This is a genomic window from Rhodospirillales bacterium (assembly GCA_016699855.1).
Classification (GTDB): Bacteria; Pseudomonadota; Alphaproteobacteria; order Reyranellales; family Reyranellaceae.
On sequence record CP064988.1, the window covers coordinates 129,979 to 150,044 of the forward strand.

The following is a 20,066-nucleotide window of genomic DNA, read 5'->3' on the forward strand; positions in this document are numbered from 1 at the left end:
AGCGCGGCCCGCGCGCACGGCGCGCGAAGCCCCACGCGACGATCAATCCAAGCGGGCCACCCCGGAGGTCGTCGAATACTCGAAATGGAGCGGCTCGTCCGGCCGCAGCGCCGCGCGGATCGCGCGCGCCGCCATCGCCGCCTCGCTGAATCCACACAGGATCAGCTTGAGCTTCCCCGCGTAGGTCGCGATGTCGCCGATCGCGAAGACGCCCGGCAGATTGGTCGCGCACGTCGCCGCGTCGACCGCGATCAGATCGCGCTCCCGCGCCAGGCCCCATGAGGCGATCGGCCCGAGGTCGGTCGACAAACCGAAGAACGGCAGCAACGCGTCGGCCTCGAGGCGCCTCGTGTCGCCGTCCAGCGTCGCCACCGTCACCGCGCGAAGCGTCCCGCCGCGGGCGTCCAAGCCGTGCAGCTGATATGGCACGACCAGGTCGAGCTTTCCGGCGGTGGCGAGCGCCTTGAGGCGCGCCTCGCTCTCCGGCGCCGCGCGGAACTTCGCCCGGCGGTGCACCACCATCACCCGCGCGGCGATCTCCGACAGCGACAGCGCCCAGTCCACCGCGGAATCGCCGCCGCCGGCGATCACCACCCGCCGTCCGCGGAAATCCTCGCGGCGCGCCACGTGGTAGAACACGGACGTCCCCTCGAGCGCCTCGATGCCGTCCAACGGCGGCCGGTTCGGACCGAAGGCGCCGACTCCGCCGGCGATCACGACGGCGGCGCCATCGATCACGACGCCACGCGAGGTCGTCGCCCGCCAGCCGCCGCCGTCGCGGCGCTCCAGCCGCGCGACGCTCTGGCCGAGGTGGTAGACGGGGTCGAACGGCGCCGCCTGCGCCACCAGATTCCGTATGAGGTCGCCGGCGTCGATCCGCGGGATTCCGGGAATGTCGTAGATCGGCTTCTCGGGATAGAGCGCGACGCATTGCCCGCCGACGTCGTCCAGCGCGTCGACGACGTGGCAGCGCAGCCGGACCATGCCGCATTCGAACACCGCGAACAGGCCCACCGGCCCCGCCCCGACGACGATCACGTCGGTGTCGTGGCGGCCACCGGCCGCCGGGCGCTGCTCGTCCATCGCCTCGCCCCCGCCGCCCGCGCGGCGCGCCGTCGCGGGTGGATCGCCTCGTCGGTTCCGGAGAAATGGTAGCTGGGGGCGGACTTGAACCGCCGACCCCGGCATTATGAGTGCCGTGCTCTAACCAGCTGAGCTACCCAGCCGTGCGCAGCGGAGTTAATCCGCATCCCACCGAAAATCAAGCGCGTTCCACCGCGGGCTCCGGCGCCGCGTCACGCCGGATGGTCCCTCCGCCGAGCACGCGATCGCCCAAGTCGGCGTCGTAGATCACGCAGGCCTGACCGGGCGCGACGCCGAACTCGGGCGCGTCGAACGCCACGGCCAGACCATCGCCGGCCGCGCGCACGACCGCCGCGCGCAGCGGCTGGCTCGACCGCAGGCGCACCAGCACGCGCATGCCTTCCACCGGCGGCCCGGCGGACGCCAGCCAATTGACGTCGCCGAGCGTGATCGTCGTCCGCCCAAGCGCCGCGCGCGGTCCGACGACGACCCGTCGGCGCGCCGGATCGAGCCGCACGACGAAGAGCGGCTCGCTGTCGGGCCCGGACCGGTCGCCGAGCCGCAGGCCGCGCCGCTGCCCGACGGTGAAGCCGATGACACCGTCGTGGCGGCCGACGACGTCGCCGGCCACCGTGACGATCTCGCCCGGCGCGACGGCGTCGGGACGCAGGCGCGCCACCACGCCGGCGTAGTCGCCGTCCGGCACGAAGCAGATATCCTGGCTGTCGGGCTTGGCCGCGACCGGCAGGTCGAGCCGGCGCGCCAGCGCGCGCGTCTCGGATTTCGGCAGCCCGCCCAGCGGGAACCGCAGGAACGCGAGCTGCTCGCGCGTCGTAGCGTAGAGGAAGTAGCTCTGGTCCTTCGCGGCGTCGGCGGCGCGGCGCAGCTCGGGCCCGTCGGGGCCGTCGACACGGCGCACGTAGTGGCCAGTCGCGAGCGCGTCGGCGCGCAGATCGCGCGCCGTCGCCAGCAGGTCGCGGAACTTGACGGTGCGGTTGCAGGTCACGCACGGCACCGGCGTCTCGCCGCGCGCGTAGGCGTCGGCGAAGGCCTCCACGACCTCGGTCTTGAACCGGCTCTCGTAGTCGAGGACGTAGTGCGGGATGCCGATGCGCTCCGCGACCCGGGCGGCGTCGTAGATGTCCTGCCCGGCGCAGCACGCGCCCTTGCGCGCGGCGGCGGCGCCCTGGTCGTAGAGCTGCAGCGTGACTCCGACGACGTCGTAGCCCTGCCCGCGCAGCAAGGCCGCCGCGACCGACAGATCGACGCCCCCGGACATCGCGACGACGACGCGGCACTCCGATGGCGGCTTGTCGATGGCGAGGAGTTCACGGGACGCTCCGGGACGGCGGCCGACCGGCCGCCTTGCCGCACTGTCTACACGACCGGCGCCGAAGGTGAAGCGGTATCGTCGGGACGGCTCAGCGCGGCGCGGGCGCCGCGGTGGCCGCGCCGGTGTCCCGCGTCAGTCGGGTCTTGCCGCCGCCGTCCACGATCAGCACGCGCTCGTTGATCTGCAGATTGGCCTCGTTGGTCTGCACCACGTTGATCAGCTGGCCGTTCTCCTGCTGGACGTAGAACCGCACGGCCTTGCCGCTGGTCACGCTACGCTCGACCGCGTTGCCCACGACGGCGCCGATGATCGCCCCGCCGACTCCGGCCAGGACGCTGCCGCGGCCGGACCCGATCGCCGATCCGGCGACCGCGCCCGCGACGCCGCCGCCGACCGTGCCGATGCCGGAGCTGCTGCCCTCGATGGGCGCCTCCTCGATCGCCACGATGCGGCCCGACGACACCGCGCCCGCGCGCTGCATCTCGGCGCGGTTGTAGGTCTCGCCGGTGTGCGACGGCCCGCACGCCGCCAGGCCCGCCAACGCGACGGCACCGAAGGCGGCGGAGGCGAAGGCACGGACGGCGCGCATGGCGGTCTCTCCAGGACGACGGAAACGGCGATCTATGGCGCCGGGATTGGGGCCGAATTCAGGCGCCGGGCGCCTCAGTCCCGCTCCTCGATCCACGCCATCTGGATGGCCTCGAGGATCTTCTCGTTCGACTTGCCGGGATCGTCCTCGAACGTCGGCAGCGCCACCACCCAGCGGTGCAGGTCCGTGAAGCGCAGGTTGACGTTGTCGACGTCGGGATGCCGCTCGTCGAGCTCGATCGCGATGTCGCGGACGTCGGTCCACCTCAGCTTGCGCATCGTCCGCCCCGCCTCACTTGTCGACCATCATGTTGCGCGTCGCGGCCGGAAGCTTGACGGTCAATCCATCGAGTTCCGGCGTGATCTTGATCTGGCAACCGAGCCGCGATGTGTGGGTGAGTCCGAAGGCGAGGTCGAGCATGTCCTCCTCGTCCTCGGTGGGTTCCGCGAGCTTGCCGAACCACGCGGGATCGACGACGACGTGGCAGGTCGAGCAGGCCAGCGACCCTCGCAGGCGCCTTCGAGGTCGACGTGGTTGCGGTGGGCGATCTCGAGCACGGACAGACCGAGCGGCGCGTCGACCTCCTTGCGGTTGCCGTTCTTCTCGACGAACACCATCTTCGGCATCTCTCAGCTCCCGATCCCCTGCGCGCCGGCCTCAGCCGACCTTCGTTTCCAGCTGGTCGAGCGACAGGCCCGACAGCGCGGCGCGCACGCCGCGGTCCATCCGCCGCTCGGCGAACGGCTTCGAACGCTCCTCCAGCGCCTGCGCCGCGGCGTTGACGGCCTCGCGGTCATCGCCGGCGACGGCGGCGCGCACGGCGGCCATCGCCGCCGCGAGTCCGGCGCGCTCGGCGTCCGACAGCAGGTCGGCATCGGCCTTCAGCGCGGCATCCAGCGCCAGCAGCAGGCGTTCCGCCTCGACCCGCGCCTCGACCAGCACCCGCCGCTCCATGTCGGCGCGCGCATGCTCGATGCCGTCGTACAGCATGTCCGCCATCTCGTCCTCGGAGATGCCGTAGCTCGGCCGGACCTCGACGCGCTGGACGGCCCCCGTCACGCGCTCCTGCGCGGAGACGGTCAGGAGGCCGTCGGCGTCCACCGCGAACGTCACGCGGATGCGCGCGGCGCCCGCCGCCATCGGCGGAATTCCCGACAGCTCGAACCGCGCCAGGCTGCGGCAATCCGCGGCCAGTTCGCGCTCGCCCTGCACCACGTGGAGCGCCATGGCCGACTGGCCGTCCTGGTACGTCGTGAACTCCTGCGCCAGCGACACCGGAATGGGGGTGTTGCGCGGGATGATCTTCTCGACGATGCCGCCCATCGTCTCCATGCCCAGCGACAGCGGCGTCACGTCGAGCAGCAACGTGTCGGAGCCGCCGGTCAGCGCCTCGGCCTGCAGCGCCGCGCCGAGCGCCACGACCTCGTCGGGATCGATGTCGGCCAGCGGCGGCCGGCCGAACGCCGCCTCGACCGCGCGACGCACCGCCGGCACGCGCGTCGAGCCGCCGACCAGCACGGTTCCCGCCACCTCCGCCGGCGCGACGCCGGCGTCGAGAGGACGCGGGCGCAGATCGCGGCGGTCCGCGCCACGAGCGGCGCGATCCAGCTCTCGAAATCCGCGCGCTTGACCGTTTCGCGCGACGGCACGCCACCGACCACGACGTCGACATCCGCGGAGTCGTGCGTCGTCAGCGCCTCCTTGGCGGAACGCGCGGCGGCGAGCGCGATCTTGGCGTCGCCCGACGACGACAGCGCCGGCAATCCCCGCGCCGCGCGCGCCGCGAGCAGGCGTTCGGCCAGCAGCCGGTCGAAGTCGTCGCCGCCGAGCGCCGCGTCGCCACCGGTCGCGAGCACCTGGAAGACGCCCTGCTCCAGCCGTAGGAGCGAGATGTCGAACGTGCCGCCGCCGAGATCGTAGATGGCGTAGACGCCCTCGACCCCCTTATCGAGGCCGTAGGCCAGCGCCGCCGCCGTGGGTTCGTTGACCAGCCGCAAGACCTCGAGACCGGCGACGCGGGCGGCGTCGCGGGTCGCCGTGCGCGCGGCGTCGTCGAAATAGGCGGGCACCGTCACGACGGCGCGGTCGACCGAACGTCCGAGCGCCGCGTCGGCGCGGGCCTTCAAGGCGCGCAGGATGTCGGCCGATATCTCGACCGGCGAGCGCGCGCGGCCGCCGACCAGAAGGCGGACCATGCCGCCGTCACCGCCAGGCACCACCGTGAACGGCAGCGTGCCGGCCAGAGCCTCCAGATCGCCGGCGCCGCGGCCCATCAGGCGCTTGACCGAGGTGACCACCCGGTCCGGCTCGGCGACGAGGCGCGCGCGGGCGGCGTCACCGACGACCACGCCGCCATCGGCGCCGTAGTGCACGACCGACGGCACCAGCGCCGCGCCATGCTCGTCGCGCAGCGCCTCCGGCCTGCCGTCGCGCGCGACCGCGACCACGGAGTTTGTCGTGCCCAGATCGATACCCACGGCGGGCGCGGCGTCACCGGCGTGCGGCAACGGCGTCTGGCCGGGTTCGTGGATATCGAGCAGCGTCATATCCGTGTCGGTTCCAGGTTGAGGCGGCGGGCGCGCGCCTCTTCGGCGAATTTGTCGAGATAGGCAAGCCTCAAGATCGCCTTGCGCAACGCCGGCTTATCGCCGCGCTCGAACAAGGGCCCGAGCGCCGCGACGCCGCGCGCCAGTTCGTCGCGCGCGCCGGCGGCCAACCGCTCGACCCGCTCCGGCGTCGACGCCTCCGCCAGCGCCTCGCGCGCGTCCATCGCCTCCATCAGCAACTCCGGGTCGTCGATGGTGCGGCCGTCGCCCGGCAGGTCGACCCCGACAAGCGCCGCCAGATAGCGGGCGCGGCGCAGAGGATGGCGCAGAGTCTCGTAGGCCTCGTTCAGCGCCGCCGCGTGGCTTTGCGACACGACGCGCTCGCGCGGCGGCTTCCGCGCGAAACGATCGGGATGCAGCCGCCGCTGCAGGCCGAAATAGCGGCCGTCCAGCGCCTTGGGATCGACGTCGAAGGAACGCTCGAACCCCAGCCGCGCGAAATGATCGACCTGTCCCGGCGGCAGCACGACGCCGCATCCGTGGCAGAACAGCGCGGTCGTGGAGAGGTCGAGGCCGCACGACCAGCAGGTCGGCGCGGCCGCGGCGGACGCGGTGTCCATGGTCATGGGGCCAAACGGGCGGCGCGCCGGGCGCGCCGCCTCAGACGTGGAAGGATTCGCCGCAGCCGCAACGGCCCTTCTCGTTCGGATTGCGGAACACGAATCCTGATTTCAGCTTCTCCTCGACGAAATCCATCTCGGTGCCGATCAGGAACAGCGTCGCCTTGGGGTCGACCAGGATGGTGACGCCCTGCGTCTCCACCACCTCGTCCTTCGGACCCTTCTCCTCGGCGTACTCCAGCGTGTACGACAGGCCGGAGCAGCCCTTGGTGCGCACCCCGATGCGCACGCCGGCCGTCGGCTTGTCGCGTTGCGCGATCAGCTCCTTGACGCGCGCCGCCGCCGCCTCGGTGACCGCCATGAGCTGCGGGCGCGGCCGCGCCGGACGCGGCGCCTTGGGCTTCGACTCCGTGGGGGGGCTGTCGACGTTCATCGCCGTGTGACTCCGCTATTCCGCCGCCGGGGCGGCTTCCTCGCGACGCCGCTCCACCTTCGCCCGGTAGTCGGCGATGGCCGCCTTGATGGCGTCCTCGGCCAGCACCGAGCAGTGGATCTTCACCGGCGGCAGCGCGAGTGCCTCGCGATCTCGGTGTTCTTGATCGTCCCGGCCTCGTCGAGGGTCTTGCCCTTGACCCACTCGGTCACCAGCGAGCTCGACGCGATCGCCGAGCCGCAGCCGAAGGTCTTGAACTTGGCGTCCTCGATGACGCCCTCCGGCGATACCTTGATCTGCAGCTTCATCACGTCGCCGCAGGCCGGCGCGCCGACCAGGCCGGTGCCGACGTCCTCGGCGGCCTTGTCCAGCGCGCCGACGTTGCGGGGGTTCTCGTAGTGGTCGACCAGTTTGTCGCTATAGGCCATGGCTGTGTTCCTCTCTCGATCCGCCGATCGTCAGTGGGCCGCCCACTCGATCGACTTCAGATCCACGCCCTCCTGGACCATCTCCCAGAGCGGGCTCATCTCTCGCAGTTTCGTCACGTGGCGCACCAGGTCCGCCACCGCGGTGTCGACCTCCTGCTCCGTCGTGAACCGTCCGAAGCCGATGCGCAGCGACGTGTGCGCCAGCTCCTCCTCGACGCCCAGCGCGCGCAGCACGTAGCTCGGCTCCAGCGACGCCGACGTGCAGGCCGAACCGGACGACACCGACAGCGACTTGATCCCCATCATCAGCGACTCGCCCTCGACGTAGGCGAAGCTGAGGTTCAGGTTGCCGGGGATCCGGCGCGTCTCGTCGCCGTTGAGGAACACGTCCGGCAGCTTGGCGCGGATGCCGGCCAGGAAACGGTCGCGCAGGCGCGTCAGCTTCTCGGCCTCGGCGCCCATCTCCTTCATGGCGATGGCGCAGGCCTCGCCGAGGCCGACGCAGAGCGGCGTCGGCAAGGTGCCCGAGCGGAAGCCGCGCTCCTGGCCGCCGCCGTCGATCAGCGCGACCAGGCGCACGCGCGGCTTGCGCCGCACGTACAGGGCGCCGATCCCCTTCGGCCCGTAGATCTTGTGGCCGGAGATCGACATCAGGTCGATCTTCATCTCCTCGACGTCGAGCGGAATCTTGCCGGCGGCCTGGGCGGCGTCGGTGTGGAAGAGCGCGCCCTTCGCGCGGCAGATCTCGCCGATCTCCTTGAGCGGCTGGATCACCCCGATCTCGTTGTTCACGGCCATGACGGAGACCAGCACCGTCCGCTCCGTGACCGCCTCGCGCAGCAGGTCGAGGTCGAGCAGGCCGTCCTTGCCGACCGGCAGGTAGGTGACCTTGAACCCCTCCTGCTCGAGGTGGCGGCAGGTGTCGAGCACGCATTTGTGCTCCGTCACGACCGTGACGATGTGGTCGCGCCTGTCCTTGTAGAAATGCGCCGCGCCCTTGATCGCGAGGTTGTTCGACTCGGTGGCGCCGGAGGTGAAGATCACCTCCTTCTCGTCGGCGCCGATCAGCGCCGCGATCTGCCCGCGCGCCGTCTCGACCGCCTCCTCGGCCTCCCAGCCGTAGCTGTGGCTGCGCGACGCCGGGTTGCCGAACTTCACGGTGAAGTACGGCATCATCGCGTCGAGCACGCGAGGATCCATCGGCGTCGTCGCCTGGTAGTCCAGGTAGATCGGCTGGTCGTTGCGCCGGATCCTGTCGAACGCGTTCATTTCAGCACTCTCCGCAATCTCAAGCCGCCGCCGCGAGGCGGGCCGCCGGCGACAGCCGCGCGAACACCTCGCGCCACGCCGCCACGAACCTGTCGATCTCGACGTCCGTCGTCGTCCATCCGACGCTCACGCGGATGGCGGAAGCCGCGTCGTCCGCGTCCACGCCCATCGCCGCCAGCACGTGCGACGGCGACACCTTGCCCGACGAGCACGCCGAGCCGGCGCCGACGGCGAAACCGGCGAGGTCGAGCGCCATCGACTGCGTCCGCGCCGCGACGCCGGGCATCGACACGCAGCTCGTGTTCGCCAGCCGCGGCGCCGACGCGCCGTGCACGACCACGGCCGGATAGACGGCGCGCAACGCCGCCTCCAGCCGGTCGCGCAGACGCGACATCCGGGCCGTGGCGTCCACGTCGTCGGCCAGCGCCCCGATCGCGGCGCCGAAGGCGGCGATCCCCGCCACGTTCTCGGTGCCGGCGCGGCGGCCGCGCTCCTGGCCGCCACCGCGCGTCAGGGGATCGAAGCCCGAAATTCCGCGCACGACGATCGCGCCGACGCCCTGCGGTCCGCCCAGCTTGTGCGCCGACAAGGTCAGAAAGTCGACATCGAGCGCCGCGACGTCGATCGCCGTCTTGCCCGCCGCCTGGACGGCGTCGCAATGCACCAGCGCCCCGGCGCGGCGCGCCAGCCGCGCGGCCTCTGCCACCGGCTGCATCACGCCGGTCTCGTTGTTCGCCAGCATCACCGACACGATCGCCGGAACGTCGGACGCCGAAAGCATCCGGTCCAGCGACGCCAGATCGACGCGACCGTCGGCGGCGACGGGAATCTCCTCGCGCGCCTCGACCGCCAGCCGCGCGCTGTCGTGCTCGATCGCCGAGACGACGACGCGCGCCCGTCCCGCGCCCCGCAGCACTGCGTTGTTCGCCTCGGTTCCGCCGGCGGTGAAGACGACGTCGCCCGGCTTGGCGCCGACCAGTTCCGCGACCCGCTCACGCGCCCGGTCGACCCGCCCCCGCATGGCGCGGCCGAAGCCGTGGGTCGACGAGGCGTTGCCCACGACGCGCGACGCCTCGACCATCGCCGCGACGGCCTCGGGGCGCATCGGCGTGGTGGCGTTGTGGTCGAGGTAGACAGGCGTCATCGCCGTCGATCCATTCCCGGGTTCCGAACTCACTCCGCCGCGACGGCGGCGGCCGCCGACGCCGGACGCGGCGACGGCGGCGCGATCGCCTCGCCGCTCGCGGCTCCGAACGGCCGCGCCACGCCGAGCACGCGCCGCTCGACAACGTCCGCCAGCGTCACCGAGCTGAGGAAGTTCTGGATCTGGTTGCCGAGTTCGGCCCACAGATCGTGCGTCAGGCAGCGCGAGCGGTCGCTGTGGCAACCGTGCGGCGAATCCGTCTTGCAGCGCGTGGCGCGGATCGGCTCGTCGACGGAGAGGATGATATCCGAGACACGCGTTTCCGCCGGCGTGAAGGCCAGCAGATAGCCGCCCCCGGGGCCGCGCACGCTCTTGACGAGGCCACCGCGGCGCAACCGCGCGAACAGCTGCTCGAGGTAGGAGAGCGAGATCTCCTGGCGCGTCGCGATGTCCGCCAGCGAAACCGGCCGCTGCGCGCCATGCCGCGCCAGATCGACCATCGCCATGACGGCGTAGCGTCCCTTGGTGCTGAGCTTCACGATCGCCTCCCGCCCCCCGCAGCCGGCCGCTCGCAAGGGCCGAATGACGACGACGTTGAAATCGCTCTTGAAATCCGGCTATCGCGCCCCGATAGTGCGTTCCCTTGGCGCAAAGCCCGACCTACCGCGTGGGATATAGAAAGTCCGACGCTGCCGGTCAAGTATTAAGCCGTAAAATCGGCAAGGTGGTTCGAAATCCCCCACCGCGCCGAAGGGGTGTCACAGGTCGCTGGCGAGCAGGCTGGCCCTAGGTGCGGAACGGCGAATGCCCGATGTGATCTATACCGGCCCCGAAGGACGACTGGAGGGCCGGTACCACCAGAGCAAGCAAAAGAACGCCCCGATCGCGCTGATGCTGCATCCGCACCCGCAGGCGGGCGGCAACATGAACAACAAGGTGGTGTTCACGCTGTTCCACGTCTTCGCCAGCCGCGGCTTCTCGGTGTTGCGCTTCAATTTCCGCGGCGTCGGCCGTTCGCAGGGCGTTTTCGACAACGGCCTCGGCGAGCTCAGCGACGCCGCCGCGTCGCTCGACTGGCTTCAGGCCATGAACCCGGACGCGAAGGCCTGCTGGGTCGCGGGGTTCTCGTTCGGCGCGTGGATCGGCATGCAGCTTCTGATGCGGCGGCCGGAGATCGACGGCTTCATCTCCGTGGCGCCGCCCGCCAACAGTTACGATTTCACCTTCCTGGCGCCCTGCCCCTCCTCCGGGCTGATCGTGCACGGCGACAAGGACGAGGTCGTGCCGGCGGCCGACATCGCGAAGCTGGTGGCCCGCCTGTCGCAGCAGAAGGGCATCACGGTCGACTCGCGCAGCGTGAAGGGCGCCAACCACTTCTTCCACGACTCCCTCGACAAGCTCGCCGTCGAGGTCGACCGGTACGTGGCGCGGTCGCAGAAGCCGGCGCCGGCCGCGACCTGATCAGGGCAGATCCAGCCGGCCGCCCGACATCGGTATCGGTACGCCGGTCGTCGTCGGAAAACTGAACGGCAGATCGCGGAGCGAACGGACGGCGAGGTAGGCGAAAGCCTGCGCTTCCAACCCTTCGCCATCCCAGCCAAGGTCGGACGCACGGCGTGTATTCAATCCTAGAACCTCATCTAACTTGCTGATTAGAAAGGGATTGTTTGCCCCACCTCCACAGACGATCCACTCGCGTGGCCGCGCGGGGAGATGCTCAAGCGCCCGGCCGATAGCCGCCGCCGTGAACATCGCAAGCGTCGCCGCCCCATCCTCCACCGATAGATCTCTTGAAAAATTAACAATAAAATCATTTCTATCTAATGACTTGGGATATTTTTTTAAGAAAAAAGATGAATTTAGAAGCCGCGTCAATTCGTCACCATCGACCGCCCCCGCGAACGCCAACGCCCCGTCGAAATCCGCCGCCAACCCATTCTTTCTCAACACCCAATCGTCGATCAACGCGTTGCCGGGGCCGGTATCGAACGCGGCAAGATCGCCCGACGGTCCGACCCACGTGACGTTGGCGACGCCGCCGATGTTGAGGACGGCGACGGGAGGCTCGTACCGGGCCGCGACCAACGCCTGGTGGAACACGGGGACGAGCGGCGCGCCCTCTCCGCCGGCCGCGACGTCGGCGCTCCCTGAAATCCGAAACCACGGGGATGCCGACCCGGGCCGCCAGCGAGGCGCCGTCGCCGATCTGCCAGGTGAGGCGGCGTTCCGGCCGATGGGTGATCGTCTGGCCGTGGAACCCGACGACGTCGAAATCGCCGCTCGAGAACCCGTTGTCCGTCAGGTAGCGCCGGACGGCGGCGACATGGGTGTCGGTGACCACCCGCCCGGCGCTCTCGGTCGCCGCCGACCGCTGCGTCGCGCCGAGCGCCGAGCGGATAGCGTCACGCGACTCCGCGTCGTAGGGCAGCGTCAGCGACGGGCCGAAGCGGCGGATCTCGACCCCGTCGGTCTCGATCGACGAGACGTCGACCCCGTCGAGCGACGTGCCGCTCATCAGGCCGATCGCGCGGACGAAGCCGCCCTGCCGCGCACGCGTCGCCACATCCATCGCTCCGCCTCCCGCGGCCGGGCGCGCGTTGTTCGCCGGCCGCCGGCCGTGCTACATCCCGCCGCCGCCGCCGTCCACGCGCGGCGGTGAAACCATGGTCGGATCGATGTCGGCATCCTTCAAGTCCGAATTCATGCGCGTCGTGCACGAGCGCGGCATGGTGCACCAGTGCAGCGAGACAGAACGTCTCGACGCGCTGCTGGCGTCGGGGGTCCGCGTCGCCTACATCGGCTTCGACTGCACGGCCGACTCGCTGCATGTCGGCCATCTGCTCCAGATCATGCTGCTGCGCTGGTGGCAGCGGTGCGGCCACAAGCCGATCGCGCTGATGGGCGGCGGCACCACGAAGGTCGGCGATCCGTCGGGCCGCGACGAGACGCGCCAGCTCCTGAGCGACGCCCAGATCGCCGCCAACATGGCCAGCATCCGCCGCAGCTTCGCCAACTACCTCGCCTTCGGCGACGGGCCGACCGACGCGCTGATGGTCGACAACGCCGAATGGCTCGACACGCTGCGCTACATCCCGCTGCTGCGCGACGTCGGCCGGCATTTCTCGGTCAACCGCATGCTGACCATGGACTCGGTGCGGCTGCGGCTCGACCGCGACCAGCCGCTCACCTTCCTCGAGTTCAACTACATGATCCTGCAGTCCTACGACTTCGTGGAACTGTGGAAGCGGCACAAATGCGTCGTGCAGATGGGCGGCTCGGACCAGTGGGGCAACATCGTCATGGGCGCCGACCTCGGCCGACGCATGGCCGGCGCCGACCTGTTCGCGCTCACCTCCCCGCTGCTCTCGACAGCGTCGGGCGCGAAGATGGGCAAGACCGCGGCGGGCGCGGTGTGGCTCAATCCGGAGCGGCTCTCGCCATACCATTACTGGCAGTTCTGGCGGAACACCGAGGACGCCGATGTCGGCCGCTTCCTGCGCCTCTTCACCGACATGCCGCTCGACGAGATCGGCCGGCTCGAGGCGCTCAAGGGCGCCGAGGTGAACGACGCCAAGAAGATCCTGGCGACGGCGGTCACCGCGCTGTGCCACGGCGCCGACGCCGCGGCGCAGGCGGCCGAGACGGCGCGCCGGACGTTCGAGCAGGGCGCGGTCGCGGCCGACCTGCCGACGATCGAGGTGGCCCGCGGCCGGCTCGACGCCGGCGTGCCGGCGTTCGAGCTGGTGTTCGAGGCCGGCCTGGCCGAGAGCAAGAGCGAGGCCCGCCGCCTGATCAAGGGCGGCGGCGCCCGGATCAACGACGCCCCGATCAAGACCGAGACGCAGCCCGTGTCGATGGCCGACGCCGGCGCCGACGGGCTGATCAAGCTCTCCGCCGGCCGCAAGCGCCACGCGCTGGTGCGCGCGGCCTGAGCGCGCCTCAGCGCTCGAGCCGCTCGCGCTGGCGCTGCTCGAGGTCGATGATCGAACGCGCCGGCGTGCGGTCGCCGGGGAGGCAGTCCGATTCCATCACCCGGCGCAGAATGCCGATCGGCACTGCGCTCAGCATGTTCACATCGCCTTTCGGATCGGCGATCGGACCGTAGATCTTGTAGTTCAACGCCACGCCCTGCGACCGCCCGCCCGTCAGGATGTCCAGCGGCTTGAAGATGATGTCGAGGAACGACGACACCCCGACCGCGCCGGCGAGGCAGATGTCGTCCTTGTCGAGGTCGTAGCCGCCCTGGAACGTCAGCGAGATGGAATCCCCGGTCGTGCGGCCCGTGCGCAGCCGCAGCTGCGGCCCGCGCTTGTCGATGGCGACGCCGAGGCTCTTGAAGACCTGCTTGGAGTCGCCGGCCTTGTCGAGCTGGTCGACCACGCCGTTCAGGCTGGGCGTCTCCCGTCCAGCGACGGGCTGGGTCTTCGCCAGACGGAAGTTCGTCAACGCGACGGTCGCCGACATCGGCGGGTCGGCCTTCGTGTCGTCGGTCCGCGCCTCGACCGAGAGCGCGCCGCCGACCAGGCCGTCGAGCCAGCCCACCGACCGCAGCACCGCGCCGGTGTCGGGCGCGGTGATCGCGATCTGCCGGCCGGGCCCGGCCGCAGCCACCACCACGCGCGCCGGTCCGGCGGCGCTGGGCGTGGTCGTCAGGTCGGCCGAGAGGGTGAGGTCGCCGCGCTGGACGAGGGTGCCCTTGACCGCCGGCAGCGCGCCCCGCTTGAAGAGGACTTGCGCCGCGTCGATCGAGAACCGCAGCACTGGACCGGTCGGCGGCGGCGCCGCCACCTCGGGACCGGGGCGCGCCTTGGGGTCCTTGTCGCCGTCGAGAAACCGCGTGATGTCGAACGCCGCGCCGCGGAAATCGAAACCGTAGCCGTCCTCCGTCCGCCGCATCGTGCCCGCGAGGTTGGTGCGTCCGAGCTCGAAGCGGCTGAACGTCGCCGTCTCGAACCGGCCATCCGAGGGGCGGACGACGAGCCGGCCGACGATCGCGGTCTGCGGCGCGCGGACGTCGAAATCGGTCGTCGGCGGCGCCGGCCCGCCGGGACCGAACCGGGCGACGACGCTGGCGGTGCCGTCGACGCCGGCCGCCTTGTCGAAGCGCAGCTCCGGCATCGTCACCTTGGCCGCCTTGAGATCGGCCTTCACCGACAGTTCGCCGGAGCCGACCAGCGGCACCTGGTACACCAGCGGCTGCAGCCCGACCGGACCCGAGATATAGGGATTCAGGAACGTGACCCCGGCCTTGGCCAGCAACGGCATCGGCGCCACGCCGCGCACCTCGTAGCGCCTGCGGAAGGCCGGCTTCGGCCCGAACAGCTCGCGCCACGTGACGTCGAACGTCTGCCCCTCGACCTTCGTCCTGCCCACCACCTTCAGCTCGCGCGGATCGACCTCGAGCTTCGCCGTCGTGTCCTGCAACGCGAGACCGAGCACGGCGTCACGCAGCCCGACGCGCGTCAGATCGGCCGTGGCGGCGTAGTCGAGCTGCGCCATCGTCAGATCCGCCAGCAGCGGGAACGAAAGCTTCAATGTCAGCGCGACATCGCCCGAGGCCTTGGCCGGATCGAACAGGAACTCCTTCGACAGGCCGAGCCGCGGCTGCGCGAGATACGCCAGCGCGTCGGCGGCGGCGGCCTCGATCCGGACCTCGATGGCCGCCGTGTGGCCGTCGGCCTTGTCGAGTCCGATCAGATCGACGGTGCCGCCGGCGAGCTTGAGCGCGCCGGCCGTCGCGGCGGCGATATCGAACCGCATGTTCACGCCGTCGAACCGCGCCGTGCCGCCGACGCCGCGCGCCGGCGGCAGCGGATCGAGGTAGCGGACGGTCAGCCCGTCGTAGACGAGATCCGCCACAGACCGCTCGACCGTGAGGTCGGCGACGTGGTCGAGATCGCCGCGCAGCGCCAGGTCGAGGGTCGCCGATCGCAGCGTGCCCCCGGAGACGTTGGCGACCGCCCATTCGCGGGCGTTCCGCGCCAGCGGCTCGAGCCAGAACTCGCCGAGCCGGGAGAGCGGGACGTCGGTGACGGCGGCCTTGCCCTCGAACCGGAACGCGCGCCCCTTCAGCTCGAGCGCGCCGGACATCCGGGCCACCGGTCCGCCGAAATCGACCGAGAACTCGCGTAGCGCGATGACGTTCGTCGCCGGCGCGAACGACATGCGCAGATCGACCCGGTCGACCGCCCGCGCCGGCTCGAGCACGCCGGGGATGCCGACCTTGCCGGCGCCGCCATGCAGGTCGATCGCCACGTGGCGGATCTCGCCCTTGCCCGACGTGGTCAGCGTGATGGCGCCGTCCATCGGCAGGTCGAGGCCCGCCAGCGGCGCCAGCTGCGGCGCCGCCGTGGCGAACGCGGCGAGCCGGACGCCGTCGGCGCGCAGCGTGATATCGAGCTGCTCGCGGGTCCTCCCGTAGAGCGCGTCGAGCTGGAACTCCGCGCGGTGGCCGCCCGCCTCCACCGTCAGCGCGCCGCGTACGCGCACGCCGGCCGCGTCGCGCGACATCGTCGCCCGCGCCGCCGGCGCCTCCCAGACGAACCCTGTGGTGCGGTCATCGACCTTGACGCGCGCGGAGCCGATCCGCACCTCCGCCAGGCTGCCGAGGACGTGGTCGCCGCCGGGCTCCGCCAGAAGCTGCTCGACCAGGACCGGGATGATGCCGCCCGAGGCGCCCTCGCCCTCCTTCGGCACGATCATCTCGATCAGCCCGTCGCGCGTGATCACGACGTCGAGCTTCACGTGGTCGACCGTGATCTCGGTCGGGGCGAAGCGGCCGGACGCGACGGTCCGCGGATTCAGGCTGATCGTCACCTCGGGCACGGTCGCAACGCGCCGGCCGCGCGCGTCCGTGGCGGCGATGTCCGCGAGGATCAGGCGCAACGGGTCGCGGGCGCCGCCCCACGCCAGCGACACGCGGTCGGCGGCGAGCGTCATCTGCCCCTCCGGCGTGTCGAACGACCGCGTCGCGTAGCCACGCAGGAAATCGAGATCGATCGGACCGGACGACAGGCGCCAGAGCGCGAGCATGCCCAGCACCACGACTCCGACGATGACGGCGGCGACGGCGTTTGCGAGGTAGCGGATCAGGCGTCTGAGAGGCGACATTCCGTATCGTCGAGCTTGACTGCGCGCGGGATCGACGACCACCGTGCGTTCGCCGATGCAACACTACCCGAACGCGCGACGGATGACATTCCCCTGGCCTCTCTCATCGCTGCCCCGTCCCCATGATCCGGGCCGGGTCGGCGTCTACCTTGAACGCTGGTCGGAACGGGCGGCCGCCGCGGAGGCCACGCTCGACACCGCGCCGGAAGCCACGTTCCTGCCGGCGATCTTCGGCAACAGCCCGTATCTCGCTGAATCGGCTCTATCCGATACGGCCTTCACGGCGCTTTTGTGGCGCGAAGGTCCCGACGCCGCGACCCGCGCGGCGGTCGAAGCGGTGCCGGACGCCGGCGCCTGCGACGAATCGGCGCTGCGCGCGGCGCTGCGGCGCGCCAAGCGCCGGATCGCGCTGGCCGTCGCCGTCGCCGACATCGCCGGAGCGTGGCCGCTGGAGAAGGTGACCGCGACCCTCAGCGACTTCGCCGAGCTGGCGCTGCGCCGCGCCACCGACCGGGCGCTGCTCGACCTCGACGCCCGCGGCCAGCTCGCCCTTGGCGGCGCGCCCGACGCCTACGGCCTGACGGTTCTGGGCATGGGCAAGCTCGGCGCGCGCGAGCTGAACTACTCCAGCGACATAGACCTGATCGTGCTCTACGACCGCGAGATGCCGGCGGTGGCCGGCGACGACGCGCTCGGCGCCAAGCTTGTGCGCGCGACCCGGGCGCTGGTCGGCACGATGATGGAGACGACGGCCGACGGCTACGTCTTCCGCACCGATCTGCGGCTGCGCCCCGATCCCGGCTCGACGCCGTTGGCGATCTCGACCATCGCGGCCGAGACCTACTACGAGAGCGTCGGACAGAACTGGGAGCGCGCCGCGATGATCAAGGCGCGCCCCGTCGCCGGCAATCTCGACGTCGGCCGCGCCTTCCTGGCGACGCTGCGGCCCTACGTCTGGCGCCGCAACCTCGACTTCGCCGCGATCCACGACATCCATTCCATCAAACGCCAGATCGACGCCCACCGCGGCACCGGCGTGGTCAAGGTGCTCGGCCACAACGTCAAGCTCGGACGCGGCGGCATCCGCGAGATCGAGTTCTTCGTGCAGACGCAGCAGCTCATCTACGGCGGACGCAACGCCGCGCTGCGCACGCTGGGAACCGTCGACGGCCTGCGCGCGCTGACCGACGCCGGCCTGATCGACGCCGCCGCCGCCGCCGAGCTGGCGCGGTGCTACGCCTTCCTGCGCCGCGTCGAGCACCGCCTGCAGATGATCGACGACAAGCAGACGCACACGCTGCCGGCCGACGAGGCGGCGTTCGCGGCCGTCTCGACGTTCATGGGGCATGACGGACCCGAGCGCTTCGCCGAGGCGCTGCTGGCGACGTTCCGCTGCGTCGAAGGCCACTACGCCCGGCTGTTTGAGGACGCGCCGAGCCTCGCCGCCCCGGGCACCGGGAATCTCGTGTTCACCGGCACGGAGCACGACCCGGAGACGCTGCGGACCCTGTCCGACATGGGATTCCGCGAACCCGGCGTCGCGTGGGACATCGTCAGCCGCTGGCATCACGGGCGCTACCGCGCGACCTACACCGCCCGCGCGCGCGAGCTGCTGACCGAGCTCAAGCCGGCGTTGCTGAGATCGCTGGCGTCCAGCGTCGACCCGGACCAGGCGCTTCGCCGCTTCGACACGATGCTGTCCAACCTCCCGGCGGGCGTGCAGCTCTTCTCGCTGTTCAAGTCGAACCCCTCGCTGCTCGACCTCGTCGCGACCATCATGGGCAGCGCGCCGCGAGTCGCGGGACATCTCGCGCGCCGTCCGATCCTGCTCGACGGCGTGCTGTCGGCCACCTTCGGCGAGGCGCTGCCCGACGCCGCGGCGCTGTCCGCGGATCTCGGCCAGGTCCTCGACTCCGCGGCCGACGAGCAGGACCTGCTCGATTTCGCGCGCCGCTGGACCAACGACCGGCGCTTCCAGGTCGGCGCGCAGCTGCTGACCGGCGGGTCGACCCCGGCCGCCGCCGCCGGCGCCTACAGCGACATCGCCACCGCCGTGGTCGGCCAGCTCACGGCGCGGGTCGAGGCGCTGTTCGCGCGCCAGCACGGCGGCTTCGGCGGCCCCGCGCTCGCCGTGGTGGCGATGGGCAAGCTCGGCAGCCGCGAGATGACCGCGACCTCCGACCTCGATCTGATGTTCGTCTACGACGTGCCGGCCGGCGCCGAGCAGTCGGATGGCCCCCGGCCGCTGGCGCCGATCCACTATTTCGCCCGCCTGTCGCAGCGCGTGCTGAACGCGCTGACGGCGCAGACCAACGACGGCGCGCTCTACGAGGTGGACATGCGGCTGCGGCCCTCGGGCAACGCCGGCCCGATCGCCTGCTCGCTCGACGCGTTCCTCGCCTACCAGAGGGACCAGGCCTGGACGTGGGAGCACATGGCGCTGTGCCGCGCCCGCGTGGTCGCCGGCCCGGCCGGCGTCATGGCGAAGGTCGACGCGGCGCTGCGCCGCACGCTGACGACGCCGCGCGATCCGGTGAGGCTGCTGCGCGACGTCGCCGACATGCGCGCGCGCGTCGCCAAGCACCGGCCCCCCCAGGGGGCGTTCGATTTCAAGCTGACGCGCGGCGGCTTCTTCGACATCGATTTCGTCGTCCAGTACCTCTGTCTGCGCCACGCCGCCGAGCATCCCGAGGTCATCGACCCGTTCCCGATCGAGGCGTTGAGGCGCCTCGCGGCGGCCGGACTGATCGAGCCGGCCGACGCCGACACCCTTTCGTCGACCTACCGCCTGTTCTCCGACCTCCAGGGATTGCTGCGGCTGGCGCTCGACGGCCCCGAATCGGCGTTCGACGAGGACACCGCGCCGGGCGGCCTGCGCCGCCTGTTGGTCCGCGCCGCCGGCGTCGCCGGCTACGAGGATGTCGAACCGGCGGTGATCCAGTCCGCCGCCAACGCGTACGAGGCGTATCGCGCGATCATCGAGACCCCCGCCGCGGCGCTGCCGCCGGTGAAAAAGGAGGAGCCGGCATGAGCGTCGAGGAAGGCAAGAAAGCCCCGGATTTCACCGCCGAGACGGATGGCGGGGGCAGGTTGAAGCTGTCGGACCTCAAGGGGAAGGCGGTGATCCTGTACTTCTACCCGAAGGACGACACCTCGGGCTGCACCAAGGAGGCCTGCGGCTTCAACGACAACCTGCCGGACTTCTCGAAGGCGAAGGCCGTCGTCGTCGGCGTGTCGCGCGACTCCGGCGCCAGCCACGACAAATTCAAGAAGAAGTACGGCCTGACGTTCCCGTTGGTGTCGGATGTCGACGGCAAGGTGTGCGAAAGTTACGGCACCTGGGTCGAGAAGAGCATGTACGGCCGCAAGTACATGGGCATCGAGCGCGCCACCTTCCTGATCGACAAGGCGGGCGTCGTGCGCGGCGTCTGGCGCAAGGTGAAGGTCGCCGGCCACGTCGAGGAGGTCCTCGCGGCCGCGAAAGCGCTGTGACGGGCGGCGCGCCGGCGCG

14 protein-coding genes, 1 tRNA gene and 4 pseudogenes are annotated in these 20,066 nt (G+C 71.0%); 4 read left to right on the forward strand and 15 right to left on the reverse strand.

The window, feature by feature from the left end:
• Positions 1 to 42 precede the first annotated feature (42 nt).
• The 13 genes and pseudogenes from IPK81_00600 to IPK81_00660 form a co-directional block, all read right to left on the reverse strand.
• Positions 43 to 1,083 carry an NAD(P)/FAD-dependent oxidoreductase gene (locus IPK81_00600; GenBank protein ID QQS12830.1) on the reverse strand — a complete coding sequence of 347 codons (1,041 nt, stop codon included), beginning with the start codon at positions 1,081 to 1,083 and terminating at the stop codon, positions 43 to 45.
• A 66-nt stretch (positions 1,084 to 1,149) separates the two neighbouring features.
• Positions 1,150 to 1,226 (reverse strand) — tRNA-Met (locus IPK81_00605).
• Positions 1,227 to 1,261: 35 nt separating this feature from the next.
• Entirely contained in the window at positions 1,262 to 2,362 is a 1,101-nt protein-coding gene (gene mnmA, locus IPK81_00610; GenBank protein ID QQS12831.1) for a tRNA 2-thiouridine(34) synthase MnmA, read from the reverse strand.
• 142 nt (positions 2,363 to 2,504) lie between these two features.
• Positions 2,505 to 3,005 carry a glycine zipper 2TM domain-containing protein gene (locus IPK81_00615; protein QQS12832.1) on the reverse strand — a complete coding sequence of 167 codons (501 nt, stop codon included), beginning with the start codon at positions 3,003 to 3,005 and terminating at the stop codon, positions 2,505 to 2,507.
• Positions 3,006 to 3,079: 74 nt separating this feature from the next.
• On the reverse strand, positions 3,080 to 3,283 hold the full coding sequence (gene iscX / locus IPK81_00620) for a Fe-S cluster assembly protein IscX (protein QQS12833.1): 204 nt from the start codon (positions 3,281 to 3,283) through the stop codon (positions 3,080 to 3,082).
• Positions 3,284 to 3,296: 13 nt separating this feature from the next.
• A pseudogene (locus IPK81_00625) lies at positions 3,297 to 3,631 on the reverse strand (ferredoxin family 2Fe-2S iron-sulfur cluster binding protein).
• Positions 3,632 to 3,662: 31 nt separating this feature from the next.
• A pseudogene (gene hscA, locus IPK81_00630) lies at positions 3,663 to 5,551 on the reverse strand (Fe-S protein assembly chaperone HscA).
• Positions 5,548 to 6,171, reverse strand: coding sequence for a Fe-S protein assembly co-chaperone HscB (gene hscB / locus IPK81_00635; GenBank protein QQS12834.1), 624 nt, complete (start codon positions 6,169 to 6,171; stop codon positions 5,548 to 5,550). Before hscB ends, hscA begins: the two are co-directional and overlap by 4 nt.
• A 40-nt stretch (positions 6,172 to 6,211) precedes the next feature.
• Positions 6,212 to 6,532, reverse strand: a complete 321-nt coding sequence (locus IPK81_00640) for an iron-sulfur cluster assembly accessory protein (protein QQS14907.1) — start codon at positions 6,530 to 6,532, stop codon at positions 6,212 to 6,214.
• 87 nt (positions 6,533 to 6,619) lie between these two features.
• Positions 6,620 to 7,032, reverse strand: a pseudogene (gene iscU / locus IPK81_00645) (Fe-S cluster assembly scaffold IscU).
• Positions 7,033 to 7,062: 30 nt separating this feature from the next.
• Complete coding sequence (gene iscS / locus IPK81_00650; GenBank protein ID QQS12835.1) at positions 7,063 to 8,301, reverse strand: IscS subfamily cysteine desulfurase; 1,239 nt, start codon at positions 8,299 to 8,301, stop codon at positions 7,063 to 7,065.
• A 19-nt stretch (positions 8,302 to 8,320) separates the two neighbouring features.
• Positions 8,321 to 9,445, reverse strand: coding sequence for a cysteine desulfurase (locus IPK81_00655; protein QQS12836.1), 1,125 nt, complete (start codon positions 9,443 to 9,445; stop codon positions 8,321 to 8,323).
• Positions 9,446 to 9,474: 29 nt separating this feature from the next.
• Complete coding sequence (locus tag IPK81_00660; protein QQS12837.1) at positions 9,475 to 9,984, reverse strand: Rrf2 family transcriptional regulator; 510 nt, start codon at positions 9,982 to 9,984, stop codon at positions 9,475 to 9,477.
• 265 nt (positions 9,985 to 10,249) lie between these two features.
• Between IPK81_00660 and IPK81_00665 the strand changes: the two genes are divergently transcribed.
• Positions 10,250 to 10,906: an alpha/beta hydrolase gene (locus tag IPK81_00665; protein QQS12838.1), complete on the forward strand. Its 657-nt coding sequence runs from the start codon at positions 10,250 to 10,252 to the stop codon at positions 10,904 to 10,906.
• Here IPK81_00665 and IPK81_00670 read toward each other — a convergent pair.
• Positions 10,907 to 11,960, reverse strand: a pseudogene (locus IPK81_00670) (anhydro-N-acetylmuramic acid kinase).
• A 160-nt stretch (positions 11,961 to 12,120) separates the two neighbouring features.
• On the opposite strand from IPK81_00670, the gene IPK81_00675 reads away from it, so the two are divergent.
• The gene (locus tag IPK81_00675) at positions 12,121 to 13,377 is read left to right on the forward strand and encodes a tyrosine--tRNA ligase (GenBank protein ID QQS14908.1); all 1,257 of its coding nucleotides are present in this window, start codon (positions 12,121 to 12,123) and stop codon (positions 13,375 to 13,377) included.
• A 7-nt stretch (positions 13,378 to 13,384) separates the two neighbouring features.
• Here IPK81_00675 and IPK81_00680 read toward each other — a convergent pair whose 3' ends face one another.
• Positions 13,385 to 16,555, reverse strand: coding sequence for a hypothetical protein (locus IPK81_00680; GenBank protein ID QQS12839.1), 3,171 nt, complete (start codon positions 16,553 to 16,555; stop codon positions 13,385 to 13,387).
• Between the two features lie 82 nt (positions 16,556 to 16,637).
• Between IPK81_00680 and IPK81_00685 the strand changes: the two genes are divergently transcribed.
• Complete coding sequence (locus tag IPK81_00685; GenBank protein QQS12840.1) at positions 16,638 to 19,586, forward strand: bifunctional [glutamine synthetase] adenylyltransferase/[glutamine synthetase]-adenylyl-L-tyrosine phosphorylase; 2,949 nt, start codon at positions 16,638 to 16,640, stop codon at positions 19,584 to 19,586.
• Positions 19,583 to 20,047 carry a peroxiredoxin gene (locus IPK81_00690; protein ID QQS12841.1) on the forward strand — a complete coding sequence of 155 codons (465 nt, stop codon included), beginning with the start codon at positions 19,583 to 19,585 and terminating at the stop codon, positions 20,045 to 20,047. The genes IPK81_00685 and IPK81_00690 overlap by 4 nt, the downstream gene beginning before the upstream one ends.
• Positions 20,048 to 20,066: the final 19 nt, after the last annotated feature.

Excerpts from the sequence above, each read along its gene's own strand:
- IPK81_00600 (QQS12830.1), bottom strand. The coding sequence starts at position 1,083 with ATGGACGAGCAGCGCCCGGCGGCCGGTGGCCGCCACGACACCGACGTG.
- mnmA (QQS12831.1), bottom strand. The coding sequence starts at position 2,362 with ATGTCCGGGGGCGTCGATCTGTCGGTCGCGGCGGCCTTGCTGCGCGGG.
- IPK81_00615 (QQS12832.1), bottom strand. The coding sequence starts at position 3,005 with ATGCGCGCCGTCCGTGCCTTCGCCTCCGCCGCCTTCGGTGCCGTCGCG.
- iscX (QQS12833.1), bottom strand. The coding sequence starts at position 3,283 with ATGCGCAAGCTGAGGTGGACCGACGTCCGCGACATCGCGATCGAGCTC.
- hscB (QQS12834.1), bottom strand. The coding sequence starts at position 6,171 with ATGGACACCGCGTCCGCCGCGGCCGCGCCGACCTGCTGGTCGTGCGGC.
- IPK81_00640 (QQS14907.1), bottom strand. The coding sequence starts at position 6,532 with ATGGCGGTCACCGAGGCGGCGGCGGCGCGCGTCAAGGAGCTGATCGCG.
- iscS (QQS12835.1), bottom strand. The coding sequence starts at position 8,301 with ATGAACGCGTTCGACAGGATCCGGCGCAACGACCAGCCGATCTACCTG.
- IPK81_00655 (QQS12836.1), bottom strand. The coding sequence starts at position 9,445 with ATGACGCCTGTCTACCTCGACCACAACGCCACCACGCCGATGCGCCCC.
- IPK81_00665 (QQS12838.1), top strand. The coding sequence starts at position 10,250 with ATGCCCGATGTGATCTATACCGGCCCCGAAGGACGACTGGAGGGCCGG.
- IPK81_00675 (QQS14908.1), top strand. The coding sequence starts at position 12,121 with ATGTCGGCATCCTTCAAGTCCGAATTCATGCGCGTCGTGCACGAGCGC.
- IPK81_00680 (QQS12839.1), bottom strand. The coding sequence starts at position 16,555 with ATGTCGCCTCTCAGACGCCTGATCCGCTACCTCGCAAACGCCGTCGCC.
- IPK81_00685 (QQS12840.1), top strand. The coding sequence starts at position 16,638 with ATGACATTCCCCTGGCCTCTCTCATCGCTGCCCCGTCCCCATGATCCG.
- IPK81_00690 (QQS12841.1), top strand. The coding sequence starts at position 19,583 with ATGAGCGTCGAGGAAGGCAAGAAAGCCCCGGATTTCACCGCCGAGACG.